The organism is Nostoc sp. 'Peltigera membranacea cyanobiont' 232 (assembly GCF_002245985.1).
GTDB lineage: Bacteria > Cyanobacteriota > Cyanobacteriia > Cyanobacteriales > Nostocaceae > Nostoc.
In genome coordinates this window covers 1-21,628 of the sequence record NZ_NOLK01000098.1, presented here as the reverse complement: position 1 = coordinate 21,628, position 21,628 = coordinate 1, and the positions used below count along the sequence as shown (strand labels likewise).

The 21,628-nt window shown below is 43.3% G+C and carries 24 protein-coding genes; 10 read left to right on the top strand and 14 right to left on the bottom strand.

The features are described 5' to 3' along the window. Nucleotides 1-9 precede the first annotated feature (9 nt). The 5 genes from CDG79_RS26520 to CDG79_RS26500 all read left to right on the top strand — a co-directional run bounded on the left by CDG79_RS26520 (nucleotide 10) and on the right by CDG79_RS26500 (nucleotide 6,277). Nucleotides 10-1,521: an FAD-dependent oxidoreductase gene (locus CDG79_RS26520; RefSeq protein WP_223278340.1), complete on the top strand. Its 1,512-nt coding sequence runs from the start codon at nucleotides 10-12 to the stop codon at nucleotides 1,519-1,521. A gap of 35 nt (nucleotides 1,522-1,556) precedes the next feature. After that, nucleotides 1,557-2,225 (top strand): dienelactone hydrolase family protein, encoded by a 669-nt coding sequence (locus CDG79_RS26515; RefSeq protein ID WP_094344795.1) that lies wholly within the window; start codon nucleotides 1,557-1,559, stop codon nucleotides 2,223-2,225. Between the two features lie 121 nt (nucleotides 2,226-2,346). Next, on the top strand, nucleotides 2,347-3,345 hold the full coding sequence (locus CDG79_RS26510; protein WP_094344802.1) for an aldo/keto reductase: 999 nt from the start codon (nucleotides 2,347-2,349) through the stop codon (nucleotides 3,343-3,345). Nucleotides 3,346-3,646: 301 nt separating this feature from the next. Then, complete coding sequence (locus tag CDG79_RS26505) at nucleotides 3,647-5,527, top strand: ABC transporter ATP-binding protein (protein WP_094344794.1); 1,881 nt, start codon at nucleotides 3,647-3,649, stop codon at nucleotides 5,525-5,527. Nucleotides 5,528-5,806: 279 nt separating this feature from the next. Then, nucleotides 5,807-6,277 carry a GAF domain-containing protein gene (locus CDG79_RS26500; RefSeq protein WP_094344793.1) on the top strand — a complete coding sequence of 157 codons (471 nt, stop codon included), beginning with the start codon at nucleotides 5,807-5,809 and terminating at the stop codon, nucleotides 6,275-6,277. Between the two features lie 215 nt (nucleotides 6,278-6,492). Here the strand turns inward: CDG79_RS26500 and CDG79_RS26495 are convergent, their stop codons facing one another. Further along, the gene (locus tag CDG79_RS26495; RefSeq protein ID WP_094344792.1) at nucleotides 6,493-7,098 is read right to left on the bottom strand and encodes an RloB family protein; all 606 of its coding nucleotides are present in this window, start codon (nucleotides 7,096-7,098) and stop codon (nucleotides 6,493-6,495) included. After that, entirely contained in the window at nucleotides 7,091-8,377 is a 1,287-nt protein-coding gene (locus CDG79_RS26490; RefSeq protein ID WP_189525145.1) for an AAA family ATPase, read from the bottom strand. Before CDG79_RS26490 ends, CDG79_RS26495 begins: the two co-directional genes overlap by 8 nt. A gap of 359 nt (nucleotides 8,378-8,736) precedes the next feature. Between CDG79_RS26490 and topA the strand changes: the two genes are divergently transcribed. Then, entirely contained in the window at nucleotides 8,737-10,905 is a 2,169-nt protein-coding gene (gene topA / locus CDG79_RS26485; protein WP_094344790.1) for a type I DNA topoisomerase, read from the top strand. Between the two features lie 19 nt (nucleotides 10,906-10,924). On the opposite strand, the gene CDG79_RS26480 is transcribed toward topA, so the two are convergent. From CDG79_RS26480 to CDG79_RS26470, 3 genes are read right to left on the bottom strand one after another with little or no spacing between them, the layout of a single operon-like run. Next, nucleotides 10,925-11,224, bottom strand: a complete 300-nt coding sequence (locus CDG79_RS26480) for a HigA family addiction module antitoxin (RefSeq protein WP_094328707.1) — start codon at nucleotides 11,222-11,224, stop codon at nucleotides 10,925-10,927. A gap of 10 nt (nucleotides 11,225-11,234) precedes the next feature. Then, nucleotides 11,235-11,375, bottom strand: a complete 141-nt coding sequence (locus CDG79_RS26475) for a type II toxin-antitoxin system RelE/ParE family toxin (RefSeq protein ID WP_094344789.1) — start codon at nucleotides 11,373-11,375, stop codon at nucleotides 11,235-11,237. Then, nucleotides 11,353-11,865, bottom strand: coding sequence for a phosphoribosyltransferase (locus tag CDG79_RS26470; protein ID WP_094344788.1), 513 nt, complete (start codon nucleotides 11,863-11,865; stop codon nucleotides 11,353-11,355). The genes CDG79_RS26475 and CDG79_RS26470 overlap by 23 nt, the downstream gene beginning before the upstream one ends. 75 nt (nucleotides 11,866-11,940) lie before the next feature. Here CDG79_RS26470 and CDG79_RS26465 point away from each other — a divergent pair, with 75 nt between their 5' ends. Beyond that, a complete protein-coding gene (locus CDG79_RS26465) occupies nucleotides 11,941-13,395 on the top strand; it encodes an MFS transporter (protein ID WP_094344787.1) in 1,455 nt (484 codons plus the stop codon). Nucleotides 13,396-13,431: 36 nt separating this feature from the next. Then, nucleotides 13,432-13,566 carry a hypothetical protein gene (locus tag CDG79_RS44970; RefSeq protein ID WP_262985833.1) on the top strand — a complete coding sequence of 45 codons (135 nt, stop codon included), beginning with the start codon at nucleotides 13,432-13,434 and terminating at the stop codon, nucleotides 13,564-13,566. A 453-nt stretch (nucleotides 13,567-14,019) separates the two neighbouring features. Here the strand turns inward: CDG79_RS44970 and CDG79_RS26460 are convergent, their stop codons facing one another. The 4 genes from CDG79_RS26460 to thyX form a co-directional block, all read right to left on the bottom strand. Next, nucleotides 14,020-15,111 carry a TIR domain-containing protein gene (locus tag CDG79_RS26460; RefSeq protein WP_094344786.1) on the bottom strand — a complete coding sequence of 364 codons (1,092 nt, stop codon included), beginning with the start codon at nucleotides 15,109-15,111 and terminating at the stop codon, nucleotides 14,020-14,022. 113 nt (nucleotides 15,112-15,224) lie between these two features. Beyond that, nucleotides 15,225-15,695 (bottom strand): toll/interleukin-1 receptor domain-containing protein, encoded by a 471-nt coding sequence (locus CDG79_RS26455; RefSeq protein ID WP_094344785.1) that lies wholly within the window; start codon nucleotides 15,693-15,695, stop codon nucleotides 15,225-15,227. 173 nt (nucleotides 15,696-15,868) lie between these two features. Next, the gene (gene rtcA, locus CDG79_RS26450) at nucleotides 15,869-16,915 is read right to left on the bottom strand and encodes an RNA 3'-terminal phosphate cyclase (protein ID WP_094344784.1); all 1,047 of its coding nucleotides are present in this window, start codon (nucleotides 16,913-16,915) and stop codon (nucleotides 15,869-15,871) included. Between the two features lie 212 nt (nucleotides 16,916-17,127). After that, nucleotides 17,128-17,850 carry an FAD-dependent thymidylate synthase gene (gene thyX, locus CDG79_RS26445; RefSeq protein ID WP_094344783.1) on the bottom strand — a complete coding sequence of 241 codons (723 nt, stop codon included), beginning with the start codon at nucleotides 17,848-17,850 and terminating at the stop codon, nucleotides 17,128-17,130. A gap of 195 nt (nucleotides 17,851-18,045) precedes the next feature. Between thyX and CDG79_RS26440 the strand changes: the two genes are divergently transcribed. Next, nucleotides 18,046-18,261 (top strand): chlorophyll a/b-binding protein, encoded by a 216-nt coding sequence (locus tag CDG79_RS26440; RefSeq protein WP_094344782.1) that lies wholly within the window; start codon nucleotides 18,046-18,048, stop codon nucleotides 18,259-18,261. Nucleotides 18,262-18,543: 282 nt separating this feature from the next. On the opposite strand, the gene CDG79_RS26435 is transcribed toward CDG79_RS26440, so the two are convergent. The 3 genes from CDG79_RS26435 to CDG79_RS26425 all read right to left on the bottom strand — a co-directional run bounded on the left by CDG79_RS26435 (nucleotide 18,544) and on the right by CDG79_RS26425 (nucleotide 20,390). Then, complete coding sequence (locus CDG79_RS26435) at nucleotides 18,544-18,747, bottom strand: hypothetical protein (protein WP_094344781.1); 204 nt, start codon at nucleotides 18,745-18,747, stop codon at nucleotides 18,544-18,546. Between the two features lie 223 nt (nucleotides 18,748-18,970). Continuing rightward, complete coding sequence (locus tag CDG79_RS26430; protein ID WP_094344780.1) at nucleotides 18,971-19,189, bottom strand: hypothetical protein; 219 nt, start codon at nucleotides 19,187-19,189, stop codon at nucleotides 18,971-18,973. 13 nt (nucleotides 19,190-19,202) lie between these two features. Then, nucleotides 19,203-20,390, bottom strand: a complete 1,188-nt coding sequence (locus tag CDG79_RS26425) for an IS110 family transposase (protein ID WP_094344779.1) — start codon at nucleotides 20,388-20,390, stop codon at nucleotides 19,203-19,205. A gap of 210 nt (nucleotides 20,391-20,600) precedes the next feature. On the opposite strand from CDG79_RS26425, the gene CDG79_RS44965 reads away from it, so the two are divergent. Further along, nucleotides 20,601-20,732, top strand: coding sequence for a hypothetical protein (locus tag CDG79_RS44965; RefSeq protein WP_262985832.1), 132 nt, complete (start codon nucleotides 20,601-20,603; stop codon nucleotides 20,730-20,732). 139 nt (nucleotides 20,733-20,871) lie between these two features. Here the strand turns inward: CDG79_RS44965 and CDG79_RS26420 are convergent, their stop codons facing one another. Next, nucleotides 20,872-21,054 carry a hypothetical protein gene (locus CDG79_RS26420; RefSeq protein ID WP_094344778.1) on the bottom strand — a complete coding sequence of 61 codons (183 nt, stop codon included), beginning with the start codon at nucleotides 21,052-21,054 and terminating at the stop codon, nucleotides 20,872-20,874. Nucleotides 21,055-21,148: 94 nt separating this feature from the next. After that, entirely contained in the window at nucleotides 21,149-21,460 is a 312-nt protein-coding gene (locus tag CDG79_RS26415; RefSeq protein WP_143855588.1) for a hypothetical protein, read from the bottom strand. Nucleotides 21,461-21,628 lie beyond the last annotated feature (168 nt).

Genomic DNA, 21,628 nt, shown 5'->3' with positions numbered 1-21,628 from the left:
GGGAGAAAAATGAAAATTATTCCTCTTTGTCCCCCTCATCTTCCTAATCTTCATAGCATTTCAGCCTGGGAGATCGATATGACGATAACAACTGACCCTGATTTTAGGGCGCGCGAGGCATTACGCCTAATCGGCCCCGATCCCGACAACTGGATACCCGACCGCCCAGGCGTGGATCGCAACGTTACGGTAGTGGGTGGTAGTGGTAGCGGTAGCACCTTTGCATTTGCGCTGCGGCGTGCCGGCATCGGCCGCGTGACGGTAATCGACGCGGCCGACGATGAAGCCCATGCTGGCGTGTGGCTCAATCGAGCGCGGATGAAGAAACTACGCACACCGAAGAATCTACCCGGCCCCGAACTTGGTATCCCGGCGCTGTCATTTCAGGCTTGGTACGAGGCGCGACATGGTGTCGAGGCTTACGCAGCGATCGATCGCATCCCTCGCTTGCTGTGGGCTGAATACCTGAGTTGGTATCGGCAGTTCCTGGGCATCCCAGTTCGCTACAAGACGCGGCTAGTGCGAATCGAGCCAGTGGAAGGTTTTTTTCGCCTACATCTTGAGGTGAACGGTGTCGCGCAAGTGGAAACCACGCGCAAGATTATCTTCGCTAACGGTGTGGCTGGTACTGGTGGCCCCTACGTGCCACCGCTACTAGCTGGTTTACCGCGCACTCTGTATGCACACACCTCTGATGCCATCGACTTCACCGCGCTACGCGGCAAGACTGTGGCAGTGCTGGGCGCTGCGGCTTCGGCTTTTGATGCCGCAGGGGTAGCACTCGAATCGGGAGCAAAGGCAGTGCATCTGTTTGCGCGGCGACCTGCGATCGCATCGCTGCCCATAAATCGGGTGCGTGGGTATCCTGGCGCTTACTATAACTATCCAGAACTGCCCGATGCAGCCCGGTGGTTTCAGGCTTGGCGCTTTCGTCAAGTTGGTTCTACGCCCCCAGCCGACGCAATTGAACGGGCGATCGCCTTCCCCAACTTCCACCTACACCTGTCGGCGACGTGGAGATCGGTGCAGGAGAAGGGCGGCCGCATCATCGCGCAGGTGAACGACGATGTTTTCGAGTTCGATTTTGCGATCGCTGGTACCGGCTACTTTGTTGACCCGACAAAGCGGCCAGAACTGGCTGAATTTTCACAGCATATTGCACTTTGGCGCGATCGCTACGAACCACCATCTGACCAGCGCGACAACGATTTGGGCACACATCCTTACCTCGGCAGCGCCCACGAATACCAGGAGAAGATACCCGGTAACGCCCCTTACCTGAAGGATATTCACGTCTTTAATCCCGCCGGCTTTGTAAGCTTCGGCTTGCCAATCGGTGACGTACCGAGCATCCGACGCGACGTACCTGCGGTGGTGGAACGCATCAGCCATGACTTATTCTTCGCTGATTGGGCGCTACACGAGACACGCATCACGGGCGACAACATCGCGCCAGACTTCGATGCCTCGTTGTACACAGCCGCAGTCTGGAAACAGCCCGTCAAGGCTGCGGTTAGCTAATGGCCTAATGCCCAATTAAATTAGGAGTTACGACTATGCCAGTTGAACAACGCTCTCACGACACTAGCAATGGTTCCTTACCTTATCTTTTCTCACCTGTTTCTGACAATGCCAAACAACCTGCACCCTTAGTACTGTTTCTCCACGGAGGACGCGATCGCGGAACGGATTTGAATGTGCTACTGAAATGGGGTCTACCTCGTTTCGTAGATTTATCGAACTCCTTACCTTATGTCTTCGCCGCACCCCAGATTCCGGGCGAACAGACTTGGGCAGATCGAGCAGATGATGTACTTGCTTTACTTGATGAACTGATCGCTTCCCAGCCTGTCGATCCAGCGCGGGTGATATTAGCCGGTTTCAGCTTAGGCTCGGCGGGAATTTGGCATATTGCTGCTTTGCATCCCCATCGCTTCGCAGGTCTAGTACCTGTATCTGGCCGTGTACCCAAAACATTAGAAGAAAGCCAACTAGCCGCACTCAAAGACATTCCCGTTCAGATATTCCAAGGTGGACAAGACAAAAATCTGCCAATTGAGGATACAGAGCATTTTGTTGAGCGTTTACGCAAAGTAGGCGGGAAAGTCGATTTGACAGTGTTACCTGATGGCGATCATTTTATTGCAGATGAGGTATACGGCGATCCCAAGTTGCAACAGTGGCTAGTTTCCCTGAGCCGTCGCAACACTGCCTTAGTTGTCTGACGCACAAAACCCCAAAAGTCAGTGCAGAAGAATCAGCACTCTAGGACTGGGGAGTGAGAGACAAAAGAAAAGTTTTCTCAATTTCCCATTTCCAATTCCCAATTCCCAATTAGCAATTCCCATGACTTTACCAACAACCAATCTCGGAAGAACTGGATTAACTGTTTCCCGTCTTTGTCTCGGCACTATGACCTTTGGATTGCAGACTGACGAAGAAACTTCTAGAGATATCCTCGATACTGCCGCCGATGGCGGAATTAACTTTTTAGATACAGCCGATGTTTATCCACTTGGCGGCGGACTTGCCACTGCTGGGCGTACCGAAGAAATTGTTGGACGCTGGCTAAAAGGCAAACGCGAACATTTTATCTTAGCTACCAAGTGCGTTGGTCGAGTCGGCCCTGCACCTTGGGATCAGGGTGCTTCGCGCAAACATATTTTGGATGCGATCGATGCTTCCTTGCGACGACTGGGAACCGACTATATCGACCTGTACCAATTGCACTCTGACGATGCCTCCACCCCACTTGATGAAACTCTGGAAGCGCTGGACGCGGTTGTTCGTGCTGGCAAGGTACGCTACATCGGGGTTTCCAACTTCTTAGCCTACCGACTCGCCCGCGCCTTGGGTCGCGCCGAGACGCGCAATCTAACCAGATTCGTCTCAATTCAGCCCCGCTACAACCTGTTGTTCCGCGAAATTGAGCGAGAACTATTGCCCCTAGCGAAAGAAGAAGGATTGGGTGTAATTTCCTACAACCCCTTGGCGGGTGGTCTGCTCACCGGTAAACACATTCTCGCTGAAGGCCCCACCACCGGTACACGTTTCACGCTAGGCGCTGCCGCAGAACGTTATCAAGATCGCTACTGGCACGATCGCGAGTTCAATACTGTTGAGGCTTTACGCACAGTAGCGGATCTCGCCGGATTTTCTCTCACCACCCTAGCAGTAGCTTGGGTTTTATCTAATCCCATTATCACTGCCCCCATCATCGGTGCTAGCCGCCCACAACAACTTGCTGACAACCTGAAGGCAGTGGAACTAAAACTCGACGACAGTTTGAAACAAAAGTTAGACGACTTAACCGCCGAATACCGAAGGGGAGATTCTCTCCGTTAGGGATTAAGGGAGTGAGGACATGGCAAATAATCAACACAATTAATAATTCGTAATTCGTAATTAAGTTTACAAGGAGGATTTATACATCGATACAAAACTTGCCGCCTGTTACAAGTAGTGGACTTAAATCCCCATAATTTGTTAATTACAAATGATTTTATTTAACACCATAAAACAACTTACCCTAATACTAAAAAATTAACCAATAGATAGAAACCTAGATTCAATCTGACTCTTTTAACTACGAATTACGAATTACGAATTACGAATTACGAATTACTAAGCGAGTGGATTGCTTCTCATGACAAAAAAGACCAGACAATTCAAATCTTTTCAACGTGCTGCTGATGCACCAAACCTGCCATCAACTCCATTCAGGTTCATTTTGTATTTCGTTAACCAGTTTCGCTGGTGGTATGTGTTAATGGCGATCCTGGAGGTAATACACGCAACCTGTGGCATTATGTTGCCCTATGCCATTGGTGAGATCATCCGGGGCGTGACGAAATCAACGGGCGATGGCAAGCCCATTTTTGATGCCATCAGGCAACCCCTGATGCTGTTCACCGCTTTGAGTGTGGGTGAAGTGGTATTTGGGCGATCGGCTGGACTCTTGCAAACCATCCTTCATCCCATCCACCGACAGCATATTGTGCGATCGCTATATGCGTACCTGCAATACCATTCCCATCGCTACATGAGCAGCAGTTTTTCCGGGGCATTGGCACATCGGATTAGCGAAACTTCTCTGGGTGTTACTCAGACAATGCAAATGATGATTACTGAATTTATGCCAGTAATCGTTGTGTATACCGTCGCCACGACAATACTGTATCGCGCCTATCCTCCGTTGGCTGCACTCGTGGGGATATGGGCAGTTCTCTTCATCAGTATTTCGTTCTGGCTGGCAACTCGCTGCCGAATTTACTCCCGAAAAGCCGCAGCCGCTAGAAGTGAGACAACTGGCATCATTGTAGATGCAGTAACAAATCTCACCAGTAGCCGATTGTTTGCTCGCTTGGGTTTTGAACGACGCTATTTGAATGAGCAATTAGGACGCGAAATCAAACAGGTAAGAAAATCCAATTGGTACTCGGAGCGAATTCGCTGGTTTCAGTTCATCTCGGCAGCCATTCTGAAAATCAGCACCCTGTATTACTCGCTCTCTCTCTGGAGTCAAGGAAAGATCGCTACTGCTGATTTCGTTGTAGCAACTAGCCTGTCGCTATTGATTATCAGTGAAGCTCGGAATTTGAGCCGCCGCTTTCTGGAGTTTTTTGAACATATCGGCAATGTCGCCAATGGTGTTTTGATTATCGTTCAACCCCACGAGTTGATTGATAGCGATCGCGCGATCGCCCACCCAATTACCCAAGGTAAGATTGAATTTCGCCGCGTGAACTTCAACTACTCCCAGGAGAAGAAAGTTTTCCACAACCTTTGTGTCACCATTCAAGCGGGACAGCGCGTAGGATTGGTGGGCTTCTCTGGTTCTGGAAAATCCAGCTTTGTCAATCTGATTCTGCGTTTGTTCGATCCCCAATCTGGACAGATTATTATTGATGGGGTCGATATTCGAGATATGACTCAGGATGCTCTACACGCTCAAATCAGTTTGATTCCTCAAGATCCGTCTCTGTTCCATCGCACTTTGCTAGAAAATATTCGTTACGGACGCTTAGATGCAACCGATGAGGAAGTATTCGAGGCGGCGCGAAAGGCTAATGCTCACGATTTTATCATCCAAAGTCAGGATGGTTACAATTCTCTGGTGGGCGAACGTGGTGTCAAGTTATCTGGAGGGCAGAGACAACGGATTGCGATCGCACGGGTAATTCTCAAAGACGCGCCGATCCTGATCTTAGATGAAGCTACCTCTAGCCTTGATTCAATCACCGAAAAAGCGATCCAAGATACCCTCGACTTAGTAATGAATGGGAAAACGGTCATTGTAGTGGCTCATCGACTATCTACCATCGTTCATCTAGATCGGATTTTGGTGTTCGACAAAGGTCGCATTATCGAAGATGGTTCCCACACAAAACTGCTGGCACTCGGCGGCGCTTACCACAGGTTATGGAAAATGCAAGCGGGTGGATTTCTCCCAGAAAATCTTGGTGAGGAACGCATACATGAAGTTCGTACTAATACAGATAACGTTCAAAAGGGAATTATTGCTTGACATTTGCCACAACTTGAGGCTTATTTACAAATTTAATTCAAAGATTGTGCGGGAAAGGTAATTGAAGTAGGGTGTGTTATGCCGGAGGCTAACGCACCCTGAGTTGTCAAAAGGCAAAATAAAGAAAAATGTTCTCAGAGCAACTCAATTTATTTATGGGGATTATTTTTTTACCACTAAGCTGATGTGCATCTAAATTGTATAGTACGAAAACGTAAAATTATTGTAGTGCGGGCATCTTGCCCGCATCGCATATACAAATTAAATACGCAACAGCTTATGACTTCAGATACCCAACCCATTTTTGATACCCTGGCTGACAAAGGATCTGCCATTGACTGGAATCGTTTGCTGGTCGAAATATTAACTGCTTTCGACTGCTCTACAGGTACTATTCATACCCTAGATCGGGAAAGTCAGTTATTGCACCTAAAGGCTTACCAAGGCATTCCAGAATTCCTGTTGCCTAAAATGACGGTAATTCCCATCGGCAAAGGGATGGCCGGTGTCGCCGCCGAACGTAAGCGACCCGTACAAATTTGCAACCTGCAAACTGATGAACAAGGAGTAGTCAGACCCTCGGCAAAAGAAACGGAGGTAAAAGGCTCTATCACAGTGCCGCTTATGGTGAATGACCAATTGCATGGAACCTTAGGCATTGCCAAGCTGCTTCCCTACGAATTTACTCCCAAAGAAGAAGAGACGCTGATGAAGATTGGAGAAGCAATTAGCCGGAAAATTGTTAGTTAACAGGAGTAGCTATAGCGGTTGAAGCCCACTTTTCCATGATAGGTTTGCGATCGTCGAAGGCGGGGCTTCGCCCATCGCAGTTTGCCTTAAAATTTGTGGATAACTTGGTTTACTGCTCACTGTAGAGACTCATCCAATATAAATTACAGCGTAGTTATAGCATCTGCCCTTCTAGTTTTCAGTGGGCGTAAAGTTGTCTAGCTACTCAATGTTTTTTATACAATGAACTTGTTGAGTTCCTTTACTAATAAATGCACAGTTGTTGATGGATTGTCTTTGGCTGGAATCTGAGGATTATATTGTTTAAGAAGATTTTCAGCATTTTTAATAGCAATAGATTGCTTCTCAAATAGCTCATCATAAATTGTTTCGCTATTCTTCTGATATGTTCGACCAAATAAAGAAGTTAACTTCCTCAGATAATCACTTCGAGGAATACCACTATTGAGATATTCAAAATGCAGAATATACCATAATTCAAATGATTCATTAGAATAAGCTACTTCAAAACCCTGATCTTTAGCATTTTTAATAGCATTATTAAAATCTTCTGTAGTCCAGGAATCACGATCAAAAACACACCAAACCCGATCGTACTCTCCTTGCTTCTTCAGTTCCTTAGCACTTTGCACCAGTTTACTTGGATTCTCTCCTAAACCTTGCACGTCTATTTCAGCAACATTTTTAGGAACACGAAAACTTCTAAAGTAATTAGGTTCGGTTTTTGCTCCTTCACATACAATCAAGAATCTCTGTCTAATTTCTCTCGTATTAACTTTTCTAGGTGAGTATCCAGAAGAGTTTATCTTTCTTTTAGACATGAGCATCGATTAGATGATTCAAATTTCCGATATATGGAATTGCGCCATATCTACCTTGAATATAATCACTCTCAAATGAAGCATCATTACTTATATTGTATTCTGCTAGAGAGTACAAATCTGTTGCACCATATCTATTTTTTTCAGTAAACCAAATCTGATCTCTACGAAAAAGCTTCTTATTAAGTAAGTTGGTATCGTGAGTCATAAATATTAACTGAGCATTATTTGGATTCGTTTCGTTAGAATTAAATAATTCAACAATTGCATGGCTGATCAAAGGATGAATTCTAGCATCGAATTCATCAATGATGAGAATTTGACCATTTTTCAGTGTGTCAACAAGAGGCCCTGCTAAAGAAAAGACTTTTTTAGTACCCTCAGACTCTTGCTCATCTAAATCAAATACCTCTATAGATACGAGATTTCCTTTGCCATCAAATTTTTGATGTGTGGTTTGAACTGATGATAATTTTCCTTTCCCATTTTTTAAAATTAAGTTCTTTAGTTCATCTGGCAATTCTTTAGGTAAAGAATCAGCAGTAATTTCACTTTCTTCTACCTTGAGATCGCTAAATCCCAAATCTAATTTTTTGAGCAGTTGAAGAATCTCATCTTTATTTTCATTATTTATTAAACAACTAACAGTGTATCCTCGATAGCCTATATCATTTAAAGTAGAGATAAGTGCAACTTGGTTTGTCAGCCAATCCAAGATTTTCTCTGCAATCTGGACATTAAATTGAGCAGATACAGACAAAAAGAGAGCATTGTGTCTTGTCTTTTGCTGAATGCCATCAGCTTTATATGTTTTAGAAACACTGAACTTGCCGAGTTTTCGCTCAAAAAGTTTAGTTTCTTTTGATTTAGGGACATAAAATAACCATTCAGAAACAACTTTGTCACGAGTTGCCTCGAATCCATATCTATATCTCTTGCCATTCATTAAAAATACAATTTCAAAAAAAGATGGTTTGTCTTCGGTTTCAGTGCTGAGTTTAAATTGATCGACACCTATTTTTTCCGTGCTTTGAGTCTCTTTAGAAGAATTAATCATGAACCATCTCATGAAACGTAAAGCTGTAGCCAGGTTACTTTTACCACTAGCATTTGCACCGTATATTGCGGCGCTTTTAAGTAGTTTTAAATCATTATCTATTTCAAAAACGTTGTTTTCGTCGAGCTTTTTGTCTTCTGCGACAAGGTTGGCTGCCACCATGCTAAAGGTGACTTGCTCTTTAAACGATCTGTAGTTACCGATACTAAATTCGATAAGCATAGGATGAAATTTAGGCTTCAGACTGAAATCTGTAAATAAATAGTAATTTACTGCCTTAAGAGTAGCAATAATTGGTTGAAGATGCTAAATTATAAGATTTTTTACACTGTACAAATGTACTGTTATTAAGGTATGCAGCATAAAAAACGCCTGCGCCGGACGATTGGCAGTTTTGTTGCAAAAGCTGACCGCTAGACACTTACAAGTGAAGCAAAGGTTTAAGTACAAGAAAATTACTTCAGAGTTCAGCAATTGCCAAAGCTTTTTGGTACAGTATTCTAGAAAATCCAGATGACGAAGAAAGGCGATCGCTAATTGCAATTGCCAGTTTATTGCTCAGAACCAAGAATGCACTTGCTATGATCAAACGCCTGCTTGTGGTCGAATCTCCCGGAAAAGTCAAAAAACTCAGTCAAATTCTGGGTTCGGATTGGAAAGTTCTAGCCAGTTGTGGCCATATCCGAGAACTCAGCAATGAAGGGGACGATTCCTTGGGCTTTGTCATGGATGGCAATCATGTTCGATGCAACTACGTCCCGCGCGACCAACGAGCGAAAGAAACAATCCAGAAGCTCAAGTCTGCGGTGAAGCAAGTTGATGAAGTTGTTTTAGCAACCGACCCAGACCGGGAAGGCGAAACGATCGCTTGGCATCTGAAAGAAACACTGGGTTTAAGGGAACCGAAACGAGTAATTTATACTGAGATTACAGCATCGGCAGTGCAGAGTGCGATCGCTAATCCCAGAAAGTTAGATCAAAATTTAATCGGTGCTGGGCTGTGCCGAGATTGCCTAGATAAGTTGGTGGGTTATAAGGGTAGCCCTTTAGTTTGGGCATTAAATAACGGTGCTAAGAGTGTTGGCAGAGTTCAAAGCGCCACGTTGCACCTAATTTGTCAGCGAGAAAACGAAATTCTGGCTTTTGTCCCCCAAGATTACTGGAGTGTCTGGGTAGATTATGCTGAAGGATTTCGGGCTTTTTACAAAGGGACGGTTGATTCGGCAAAAGATGCAGCAGAGCAAGAAACTGAAACTCACGATGACGCGAAGGTAGGTAATAGCACAGAAGCACCAGAGTCTAAACGTGTTCTTTCGGAAGCAGAGGCAACACGTTTAGTTGAAGAAGCAAAGCGACATCCTCATCAGGTGATTCATTTTGAAGGAAAAATCGTTAACCGTCAGCCACCGCCACCATTTACAACTTCTAGCCTTCAGCAAGCAGCCGGTTCCAAGCTGAGGTTTGCTCCTGACAAAACTATGGTTGTTGCCCAAAAGCTCTATGAGGCAGGGCTAATTACATATATGCGAACAGACTCAGTAATGCTGAGTCCAGAATTTTGTGCTAGCGCTCGTAAATGGTTAGAGCAAAACGATCCGCAGAATGTACCGACGCAAGTCGCCAAGCATCGCAGTAGCAAATCGGCTCAAGAAGCACATGAAGCGATTCGTCCAACTGATGTATTTCGTCCCTCATCTCAGTTGCGCTTAGAACTTCCTGATGATGAGTTTAATCTCTATGTAATGATTTGGAAACGGTCAATTGCTTCTCAATGTAAGGCTGCCCAATTGCGTAAAACTTTGGTGATTACTCAGTCTGGTTCTCTATTGTGGTCGGCTAGAGGGCAAGTAATTGAATTTTACGGTTATGCCCGGTACTGGAACAATCTCAGTAAGGATAGTGTTTTACCTTCATTACAACAAGGCCAAGCATTGAAATTGGAGAATGCTGGACATGAACAGAAGCAGACTCAGCCACCACCGCGTTATAGCGAACCCAAATTAGTGCAACTGATGGAACGTAAAGGAATTGGTCGCCCAAGTACCTATGCTCCTACAGTTGCTACTTTAAAAAAACGAAATTATGTTGAGTTGAAAAAAGACCATCTTCAACCGACAGCGTTAGGGTTAGAAGTTGATGCGTTTTTGCTCAAAGCACTGCCGGATTTACTAGAGGCGGAATTCACAGCGAAAATGGAAGATGCTCTTGATGCCATTTCCGAAGGAAAAAACTCTTGGCAGCATTATTTAACTAGTTGGAATCAGAATTATTTTGTACCAGCACTTTCTAAAGCTAAAACTGTAGTTGCGAGTTCCCCAACAGGTAAAGCTAATGTGATAACTGAGCGTAAATATGAAACTTCCAGGACGCGATGCCCTGAATGCAAAAGTTTTCTTGCCAAAATCCCAAGTACTAAGGTTAAAAAGAAATATTTCCTCAAATGCACCAAAGGCTGTGAAAATATCGTGCTATTTTGGAGCGACTTCAACAAAACTTGGCAGCCACCACAAACTAAAACAGTCCAAGCTGAGAATCAACAAAAGCCTCCTGTGAAGATGACGGCATATTCCTGTCCAGTATGTAAGAAACCTCTAGAAGAATACAGTTACATCAAAGAGGGACAGAGTAAGACAATGTTGCGATGTTCTGACCCACAATCTCGTAAGGATACTAAACATAAAGATGTGGCTTATTTCAGTACACAAAAAGGGTGGTGGAGTCCTAAGTTTGGGGAGATATCAAAAACTTAACATTCTATTAGACTGCTAACTAAGAAGGCTGTAAATTGATAGGAGATATTTTTTTCAAACTTTCAGATTCTTGTGCAGCATTCCAAAGATCGTAGTTTTGCTGAAGATTTAACCAAAGTTCTGGAGTCGTTTGAAAAGCTATTGCTAAACGAAGCGCCATAGTGGGAGAAACACCAGCTTGCTCATTTACAATTTCTGAAACTGTTTTACGTGAGACATCTAAAATCTCAGCTAGCTGAGTATTGGTCATCTTTAAAGGTTCTAAATATTGACGCTTAATCAAAGCACCAGGATGTCTCGGCTTTCTTTTAGTTATCATAATCAAATTCCTAGTGATAATCTTCGTAATCAACAACGCAAGCATTACCATCTTCAAATTGAAAGGTTACACGCCAATTTCCAGATACTTTTACCGACCATTCATTTTTTCGATCGCCTTTTAACTGGTCACGAACTGACTTTAGTAGCAAGTTGTGCGGGGTTCATCTGCTCGTAGTGTTCAAAGGGTTGGTGAATCCAGGGGTTGTCAGGCAAGTAATCGACATAATAATTGGGTGCTATAACTGAACAGGCTTTATACCAAAGAACGGCGGTGCGAATTTCCTCAATTGGGGAATCAGTATTTTGCTTGAGCCAAGGTATAGTCTGTTCTAGTGTGATTCCAGAGTCTACTAAGTCATCTACTAGGAGAATGCTCGAACCTAACGTTTCAGCAGTCATTGTCAAGTGGCGGGAGAAAATTAAATTACTTCTTTCTTGCTTACCAGCGCCACTGTAAGATGAGGTTGCTAAAATTGCCAGTGGTTGCTGGTATATTCGGGAAAGAATATCTCCTACTCGTAGTCCTCCTCTAGCAAGACAAATAATTTGGTTGAATTCCCAACCGGATTGATAAATCTGGATAGCCAGTTGTTCAATTTTTTGGTGATAATCTGACCAAGAAACATAAAGGTCTGGCATAAGTCTAATGGGAGTGGTAGATAGCTAGTATTGAAGGCGCGCAGATTTTTTATTTTAGTATGAGTGCAAAGTTTTATGAATGATTCTGCTGCTGATGGCGATGCCCAACGAGATATTCTCAGTGAAAAACTTGACTTGAAAACAAAGCTGGCTTACGGTGCAGGGGATTTAGGGCCAGCAATTACTGCAAATATCTCTGTCTTTTATCTGCTGATTTTCTTTACCAGTGTTGCTGGTATCCCTGCGGGTTTAGCTGGCACTATTTTGATGATTGGCAAAATCTGGGATGGGGTAAACGATCCGCTTGTTGGGTTCCTGACTGATAAAACAAAATCTCGGCGTTGGGGCCGTCGTCTTCCCTGGATGTTTTATGGAGCAATCCCCTTTGGAATTTTCTTTTTCTTGCAGTGGATTGTACCGCGATTTAGTACAAATCAGGGTAATAATATTTGGCCGCTGTTCTGGTATTACGTAGCAATTGGGATTCTATCTCAGTCTTTTTACACGGTTGTGAATTTGCCTTATACGGCGATGACTCCAGAACTAACTCAAGATTACGACGAACGCACCAGCCTTAACAGCTATCGCTTTACATTTTCCATTGGTGGCAGCATTCTGTCATTGATTTTAACGGGAATTGTTTTTTCGCAGATTGCCGATCGCCAACAACGATATCTGGTTTTAGCGGCAATTTGTACTGTCATTTCGATTTTAGGATTATATTGGTGCGTTTTTGGAGTCCGCGATCGCATCCTGGCTTTTGAGGCTAAACGCATCCTAGCCGAAGAACCTGCATCTCTCCCCTTCGGCGAACAGCTAAAAATTGTCTTTAGTAACCGACCTTTTTTATTTGTTATTGGTATATATCTTTTTTCTTGGCTAGGTGTGCAGATAACAGCCAGCATTATTCCCTATTTTGTAGTCAATTATATGGGTCTCAAAGAAGAATCAGATGTGCCCATGATTCTGATTGCAGTGCAAGGAACTGCTCTGCTGATGCTATTTGTCTGGGGGACGTTGAGTAAAAAAATCGGAAAAAAAATTGTTTATTTTCTGGGAATGAGTTTGTGGATAATAGCAGCGATCGGACTATTTTTCTTACAACCTGGTCAAATAGTTTTGATGTATGTGATGGCTGTTATGGCTGGTGTTGGTGTCTCCACAGCTTATCTAATTCCCTGGTCGATGATTCCAGATGTGATTGAATTAGATGAACTCCAAACCGGACAACGTAGAGAAGGCATTTTTTATGGCTTCATGGTTTTGCTACAAAAATTTGGTTTAGCTTTTGGGCTGTTTTTGGTGGGAAATGCTTTGCAAGTAGCCGGTTTCAAAGCATCTGTAGCCGGAAGTCCACTACCTATCCAACCAGAATCGGCACTGTTTGCTATTCGCATTGCTGTTGGCCCCATACCTACAGTTTGTTTGCTTTGTGGCTTAGTTTTAACGTATTTTTACCCAATTACCCGCGAGATGCACGCAGAGATCGTGCTGAAACTCAAAGAACGGCAAGAGAAGAGGGGGAGTTAAGGGAGTGGGGCAGGGGGCAGGGAGCAGGGAGAAATTTTGGAAGTTGCTAGATCATCCCGCAAATATGCAACCCCAAAATTCATTAATGGAGTTCAAAGGCTCTACCAGACAAATGCCCAACGCCCAATGACTAATCTCTTGTATTTGCGATCGCAAACTGACTTAACCTAACTATATGCCTTTGACAGAGGTAAATTCAAACGCTCTGTTCCATAGTTAATTAAAGAGCAAGTATCAGAGACAACTCAACAACTCAACTCAGTCTCAACTACATTTATTTGCATTGCCTTGTAAATTGGTTGGTCGCTTATTGTTACAACCTATGCAGGTTAAAAGTTTGATTGCAAATCCTCTTAAATAAACTATCAAAAGTTTTCTGTCTCCGCTTATATAAAACACCTTTGCCTCATTCCCAACACTGGAAATGAGGCAAATTTCTATGCAGATGTACAACACCCCACGGGTAATTTTGTCGTCGGAAATATAGGCAAAATGTTAGTGCTGCAATATATTTTGCTTATCTTAAGCTGTCGCGCATTTAACATTTAAATTGTATAATTTGGAAGCCAAGACCCTTTCATAGCCTAATGAGTGTTAAAAAACTAGGTGCGTGACAGCTTAGTACTATTTCTTGCAAGTTGAGTTACATTTACGAACTTGCGCTTTCAATTTAATGTAAGGCGAATTTTTTGCAACCTTTGAGAAAGGCTCTACTTTCAAGATAACTAGCTTTTCTCCTTTTTTAAATTTAAGGATTGTTTTTCCAGATAAAGATTTTTCCTTCATTAGATTAACTTCATATTTAACAGTTACGATTGTTCCTGGTGATGGAATGACAGGAGGCTCAATACGAGGAAATTCTTTAGGATTTGATGGTTTAAGAACTAGTTCTGTTCCGACAGATAAACCATCTGAAGTATTATTAACCATCCCTATCCATATCCAGCCAGTGGGGTTTCCTGGATTTACTGTTTTTCTTGAATTTGAAGTTGGTTTAGGTGCTAATGAAGGGATCTCTAATATATCAGATGATTGAGAAATGAAGAGCATAAACATACCACCTACTACAATGATAAGAAGTAGTCCTATGGGAATCTTGCTTACCCTATTCCGGCGACGAAACCTTGATGGTCTAAACAAATATGAAAAGGTTACTCTTGCCACATATATAAAAGTGTTTCCAGTAGCTTTTGCAATAAGTATCACAATTGCCCTAATCCAACCCAGAATTTTTTTAATAAGGAAGGTAGAATCGGTAAGTTCCTCGGCTACTTCTCTAATACCTGTAGCAATATTTGCAAAAGCTTTATCATAGGGTCTCCATTCAGTTATGGGTCTTTCACCCTTGGGTAAAACTTTAACATTGGGGAATACGACCTTCCAAGAATTATCGACTGGACGAAGCAGAATAGTAATAACACGGGATGTTCTAGCTTTATGCTGTTTCATAGCTTGTTTCACTAAAACATCCCAGTGGTAATCTGAAGCAGTAAATTCTGAACTAATTAGCACCAAAATTATATCGGCTGTCTTTAAATTTGTATCAATCTCGCTTTCCCATTCCTTACCTGGGCTGATCATACCTTTGTGCCAATTGGTGATCACAGCTTGCCGCTTCAAAATGCTGAGATGATTCTCTAGTTTTTGCCGCATTTCTTCATCTTGAGCAGAGTCAGAGCAGCAATAAAAAACTTTGACAATCTTAGTAGCAGGCATTGACCTTAGCACCTATTAATATGAAAAAATTATTACTTTCTTTTCATAGCATTTTTTATTTAAATTTCTGATAATTTGCTTAGTCCTAATTATGAATTTTAAACAGTGAATTTCTAGGAACTTACTGCCAATTCTTTCGCTACTAACCGGATACCTTCAGCAACACTTAAAAATGCATCACTACGATTTCCCCACTTCTTAACAGGTTTAGCGTCTTTAGGTAGGGCTTGAAGCCTTCCAAACGGTGCGCTCTTCCAATCAACAGAGTCGAGAATTATAGGGATAACTCTGGCTTCTTTGGTTTCATGCCGTTCCATTGCGCGTTTTACCTCGACATCCCAGCAATAATCTGAAGCGATAAAATTTTCACTTATAAGTAGCAAAATTATCTGAGATGAATCTAAGTGAGTGTCTATCTCATTCTGCCATTCTTTTCCTGCTCCAATTTTGCGATCATGCCATCCTGTAATTACTCCTTGCCGCCTTAAAAGAGTGAGGTGATTTTCTAGTTTGTCGCGAAGTTTTTCATCTTCATGAGCATAAGAATAAAACACTTCAATAGCTTGATTAGGTTGCAATGACATAAGTTGCTTTATGGCTGGAATCTCTGAAAGTAGGTTTAAATCTTTATCAAAGTTGTCTGCTAAAACTTGCAGCTTTTTTTTGAAGTAAAAGGGATCACAAGATTGATTTGAATTTACAGAATAGTGCTATATAAGACTCTACCATATAGCACTACTAAAGTAATAGCACTTGTTCATCTATTCAAACTCTTTACCAACACTATTTTATCAGCTTCATCTACTGTTATTTGCGCCAGCCCAAATTGTTCAATTACTGCTGCATTGGTCGTCAAATGTCTACTCACTTCAGCGACTCGATACTGACTTCCTTGTGACGCTAAAGCAGCTGGTAATAATAACTGATCTGCTAGATGTTCATCCACTGCTGCACCAGTTTGATGAAATTCAAGTAATTGCTGACAAGCAATCTCTGCGACTGTCTCCGCCGATAACCTTAAACGCCCAAACCCGCCAAAGCCAGTTAAGCTGTTCTGATACTCAGCAGTTAAAAAAATACCTGCCCCTGGTGCTACGCCTCTTTCTCGCAAAGTCTGCACGCGAACTTTCAAATTGGCTTCCCGTAATAAATTCTCGGCACGATTCGCCATCCGTTGCGGAATATGAGAAGGCAATTCTGTCACCACTGCGAGTCCTCGTACCTGTTGTAATTCTCCACGTTCTAGCAAGTTGATCCCGCCTAGTTGAGTCCCGCCACTCACCTGTAACTGTACCTCTCCGCCTCCTTGGGGAAACCACCCCCAAGCGCCTAACTTGACTTGGGACTCTACTCCCATGCGTTGCAGTATGGGCAGATAAACTTGCTCTATGTACGTCACTGTCGGGCTAAAGTTTACATGAGTTCCACCCTTTAGTGTTACCTGGGAATTACCGGATGCTAGTGCTAATGGTAAGAGGATTGTCTGTAAAACCAGGGCGATCGCACCCGCAGAACCACCTTGTTGTGCTTTACTAACATCAAAGGTGTAAATTCCCGCTTGCACAGCGCTACCTGGAATGAATTCCAGCAGCATTGAACCCAAAGCATCACCCTGTAATTGGGCATTACAAATTCTACCCGCAGCCCGAACGGCTGTTAAGTGTTGTGCTGCTAATCCTGGCTTTTTGCGTCCAGCGCGAATACCTGCAATCCGTATGGGTTCGCCAGTGATGGCGGCTAGACTTAAGGAAGTGCGAAGAACTTGTCCCCCTCCCTCTCCGTAGGAACCGTCAATTTCAATCATGGGCGATTTTGGATGTTGGATTTTGGGTTATCCCCACGGCTTTTGAAATCAAACCACAAATTATAAACGCCTAATTGCTAGCTTCTTGGAGGCAAGTTACACAAATATATAGAAAATGGTCTGATTATAGCAGAATTCAGGAGTTTTGAGTCAGAACGCAGTAGCCCAATAAATTCAAGTAGGACATTCTCAATCTGTCCCCAAAAGGATGATTATGGTGCAAGTCTAGCCTTACCTAAACGCTGCTTTTCGTACCATTGTGCGATCGCGGGTGCCCAATCTTCAAAGTGAGGCCACATCATTTCACACAACTTTTGAATTTCCAGTTGAGCATCTTTCTTATTTCTCAGGTCACAAAAATGCAAAAAAGACCTTAAATTGAAACTAACTACAAAATGCTGGCGATAGTCAAAAGGCACTTTCCCTCTTGCATGTTCTTCAGACATTCCAGCCTCAAAATCAGCTTTATATCGTTTTGCTGCTTCTAAACACCATTCCAAATCTGCTGCTCGTTGCTCTGGTGAATAGTGGTACTTTTTACCTTGTCTATCAGTGTAATAACCAACAGGACGTAAGTAAAAAACATCTTCTATGTCTTTCTTACCTTCTACTACATTGATAAATTGGTTGCCTGTGTATCTAAAAGATTGGACATCAAATGATACCCCTACACGATGAGTCCGGGCTTGCTGCATGACATTGTGGGGAAAGTAGCCACAGTTAAAAACAATCTGGGGATGCTCTAAAGGCCCATAGTGTCCTCTCTCACCTACTAAAAGTCGCTTAACAATAACTTCGCCGCTTTGTGACTCAGAGGGCCAGGAGTCACGCTGATCAAAAACGAACCCATCGGTATAATCCTGGTGCATCGCGGCGTAAATCACCTGCTGCGGGTTTAGTGTTTTGGCAATAACCTCTACTCGAAATCGATGCATTAGCTTATGGGGAACGGATTTGTTACTGAAAGTGCTTATACACAAAGAGCGGAGCCTGTTTGTTAGACATAGCTTTAAACTCGATCCATTATCATATCTCTGCCTTGGGCTTCTACTTAAGCAGATTAAGATACTTTACAAATATTAATAAGTTTGTTACACTTGTTTACATAAAGAGAAGACAGGGAAAAATCCATGCGTACAAACACTGCTATAATTGACGACCAAGGCAAACTGAATAACTTTGCGATCGAGCCAAAGGTTTATATAGATGAGCAAGGCGATCGCACTGGCTTCACTCCCTACGCAGAACTGCTCAACGGTCGTTTAGCAATGATTGGTTTTGTCTCTCTAATAGTATTAGAAGTATTCACAGGACATGGTATTGTTGGTGTTCTGGCAAATCTGTAATAACTAATTTTTATAATGTAATTCTCAAAAAAATAAGAGACAGTAAATTTGCCGTCTCTTATTTTTATGGAAAACTTAGTGCTACAGTGAATAGAAAAAGATAGTACAAGAATACTGTCTATCTATCCGTTAAGTCTAAAGTTCTCCAAGTAATACTCCAAGAACTTGGAACATAACCGCAAAAAAAGACCTCCCATGAGGTCTTTAACTATTGACTTGAAATTTTTACTCTATCTACTCACCTAATAGATACATAACCTCTTCTAACTTCACTCTAGTTATTCAAGGAAACTTACTGCTATCCCGAAGATGATTCGGAATTCGCTGCCACCATGCTTTCACATTCCCCTCGTCATCCAGTACCACTATCTGAAAGTATTTAGGGAAATCAGGATGATTGAAATCGATCCACGGTGGAGGGGCTAAGTTTTTCTCTGCTTCCTCAAATAATCCGCTAGCATCCACTACACTGTCATCTTCAGCCATTAGGCATAATCTCCATTTTGTCTTTTGACAGCCTAAAAGGGCACAAATTCGTTATCACTCCAATCTAGATAATGATAATTGTCAGCCCATACAATCCATAATTTCACCTTTAAAAATGGCAATTTTTTGCAAAACCACAAAATACAGCCATGTGGAAAGTCGTTATTGTCCGGCGAACACTTGCCAATTTTGACAGTTAGCTTATACGGGTAAGTCATAATTCCTATTTTGTTTCATCGTCAAATTCTTCGCTGATGAAATCAGCTATATGCTCAGGATCTAAGCCTTTTTCTACAAGATGGAACTCTATAATCCGCGCTCTGGCTAAATCACCAACAAAAAGGGCTGAGGACTGCTCCCCTTCAACAATGCAGTAGGTAGTAAAAGGTTCCTCGCATTCTTGAAGATCATCTTCTTCTATTTCGATTACTGAATAAAGCATAATTCCCTTTTTGTCACTTCAAGCTTTTAACTAATTCTCTGAACAGCAGCCTAGCTCCTTTGGCTGCAACGCGATTTCTGACAAGCTTTACCGGGCGACCAGCTGCTTTTTCGGTATCTAACTGTTCCCCCAAAGTTTTACCAATTTCATTTTTGAGCCGCGATCGCTTCGGTTCAATGCGGGTAAATACCCACTGCCACAACGATTTGCGACATAAATCAGATCCGCCTACTACTTTGCTTTTGCGGCTATCCCCTGATGCTTCCATTGAGGGAGCAGCGCCCAAGGCTTTCTGAAATCTTCTCAGTGAAAGGTGGCGTTTGGTAGGCTTTTTAGAATTTCGCCCCTGGCGTATCTTCACCTCTGGTTTACCATCTGCATCCAAGAATCCCTCGATGGGGTAAATCTGAGAAATAATCACCGATGAAAGGCGATCGCCAAATCCAAACATTTTGAAAACTGTGCGGTAATGGTCAAATCGAGAGTCGGCAAGTAGTTCTCGCAATTCTCCCTCAATGACGTGTTCCTCACGCTGGAGGTCACAGATGCGTAAAGCATGTTCTCGAACAGTGTCGGTAATGCCAAGTCCGACAGATTGCTCGTAGAGGCGGTCATAGCGCGTACTTTTACGAATTCCAGCAAGCCAGCCCCACAGTAAAGGCGCTTCACCCAATTCACCCCGCCGGGACTTTACTAGTGNAACTTCTGGGAACTGCCACGCTAAATCTTGCCGCGCACGATTCATAATCGGGGATTGAACGCGGTTGAGATGTGCCAGTCGCAAAACTAGTTCTCGAATTCTGACTATTTCGCGATCGCGAATTTGCACAAATCGCCGAGGGTCTTTTTGGTAGTCAAAGTAGTAGCAGGCCAGTGCTAAGGCATCGGCATCATCATCTTTATCTGGTAGTGCCAGGTGATTAGCTCCATAATTCCTCAGTTCTTTATGACCAACCAGCCGCACTTCTACCCCGGCACGGGCCAAGTGAGTACCCCACAGCTTGCTGTAGTTATTGCCAGTTGGCTCCAATAGTGCGATGTCCGGCTTGAGTGCGAGTCGTTCTTGAATACCCAAAGCATTAGCACTTAAGCAAAAAAACGGACATTCATAATAAAATTGACGTGGATCTTCGGGCTTATCCGTGAGCAGACAAACCGAAACTGAGGACTTGCTAACATCAAGTCCCAAAATTCTAATCATTCAGTTCTCCATAGGTGGTTTCGTCTTGTTCCCTGGTGCCATGCCTGCGAATCACCCGAAGGCCACAACAGCCTAATTCACTCTCAAGGCAAACCCAGAAGCGCTAACTTCTGGAGACACAGGGAGGGAAACAGCAAACTCACGGCAGCCGAGCTTATGAATTTTAGAAAGCCATAAAAGCTTGATTCAGGCGAAAAGCCCTAAACTGCTGTGGTATATGCTGCACGAGTGCTTTGGACACAACCCGCGACGGTGGTTGATTCCACCGTTTCGGCTACTGTGTCAGGTAGCCTGCGCTATAAGTTAGCGCGATCGCAATTACGATTCATCAGGCGGATTTAATCTGTAAATTCTAAAACCACTGTTTGACCATCAAACTGAACAATACTTCTATGAATAGTCTGTGGTATTTTTTACTTGTTGGAATCGATTAATCAATTGCGATCGCACTCCTCATGGATCGCGATCGCAATTTAATCAGCTATCCTTGGGTAACTCCCTGGGGCTGATCGAAAACTACCTCAAATATCCCTTCTCCCTGGCGAAGGATGCTGGTGTAAGCATCCGCATCAGTTCGGGTACGAAATCGATAAACACAAACATTTTCGCCACTGGGCAAGCGTCGGAAAATTGCCCACGGTCTTAATTGCTCGGAGTAAGTCATAATCTAAAATCCAAATTGTGTAAAAAACACCAGCGAAAGCTTTCAGCCCGCGTTGGCGAACTTCCTTATAAATTCAGAGACATAGTGTTCATAGTTATTGTTTTATAGGCAGTTCCTCCACTGAAAGGGTTTGACCGTGACGGATTTGATTACTCAGCGCTTCAAGTGATCCTTCTCGGTCGTGTAACGGCAATGAGCTATTAATCTGATGTCCGACTACGTAGATTTCATCACGGCAGCGCCCAGGGGATTGATCGCAAAGTTGAATCGCGATCGCACTAATCAAGAACAGCTTCTCGCGCCGGGTCATCAGTTCAAAAGTTGGTCCGTACTCCTCCTGGAGGGATTCTAGTAAGGAGCCGTCGTTAATTGTGTAACTCGTAAAATGTCCTATTGGCTTTGACAATTGGTAAAATCTCCTTAACATCAAATTTTTGTTTGCATGGCGTTAGCAAAGCTCGCCGCAGGCATCGCTCCACCGGACGGTATCGATCGCCTTTTCAATTTTTTAGATTCCCTCCTCCTCGTCTTTGTGTGATTTGATTTTGATGAGCATTTTGTGATTGGCAGGGGC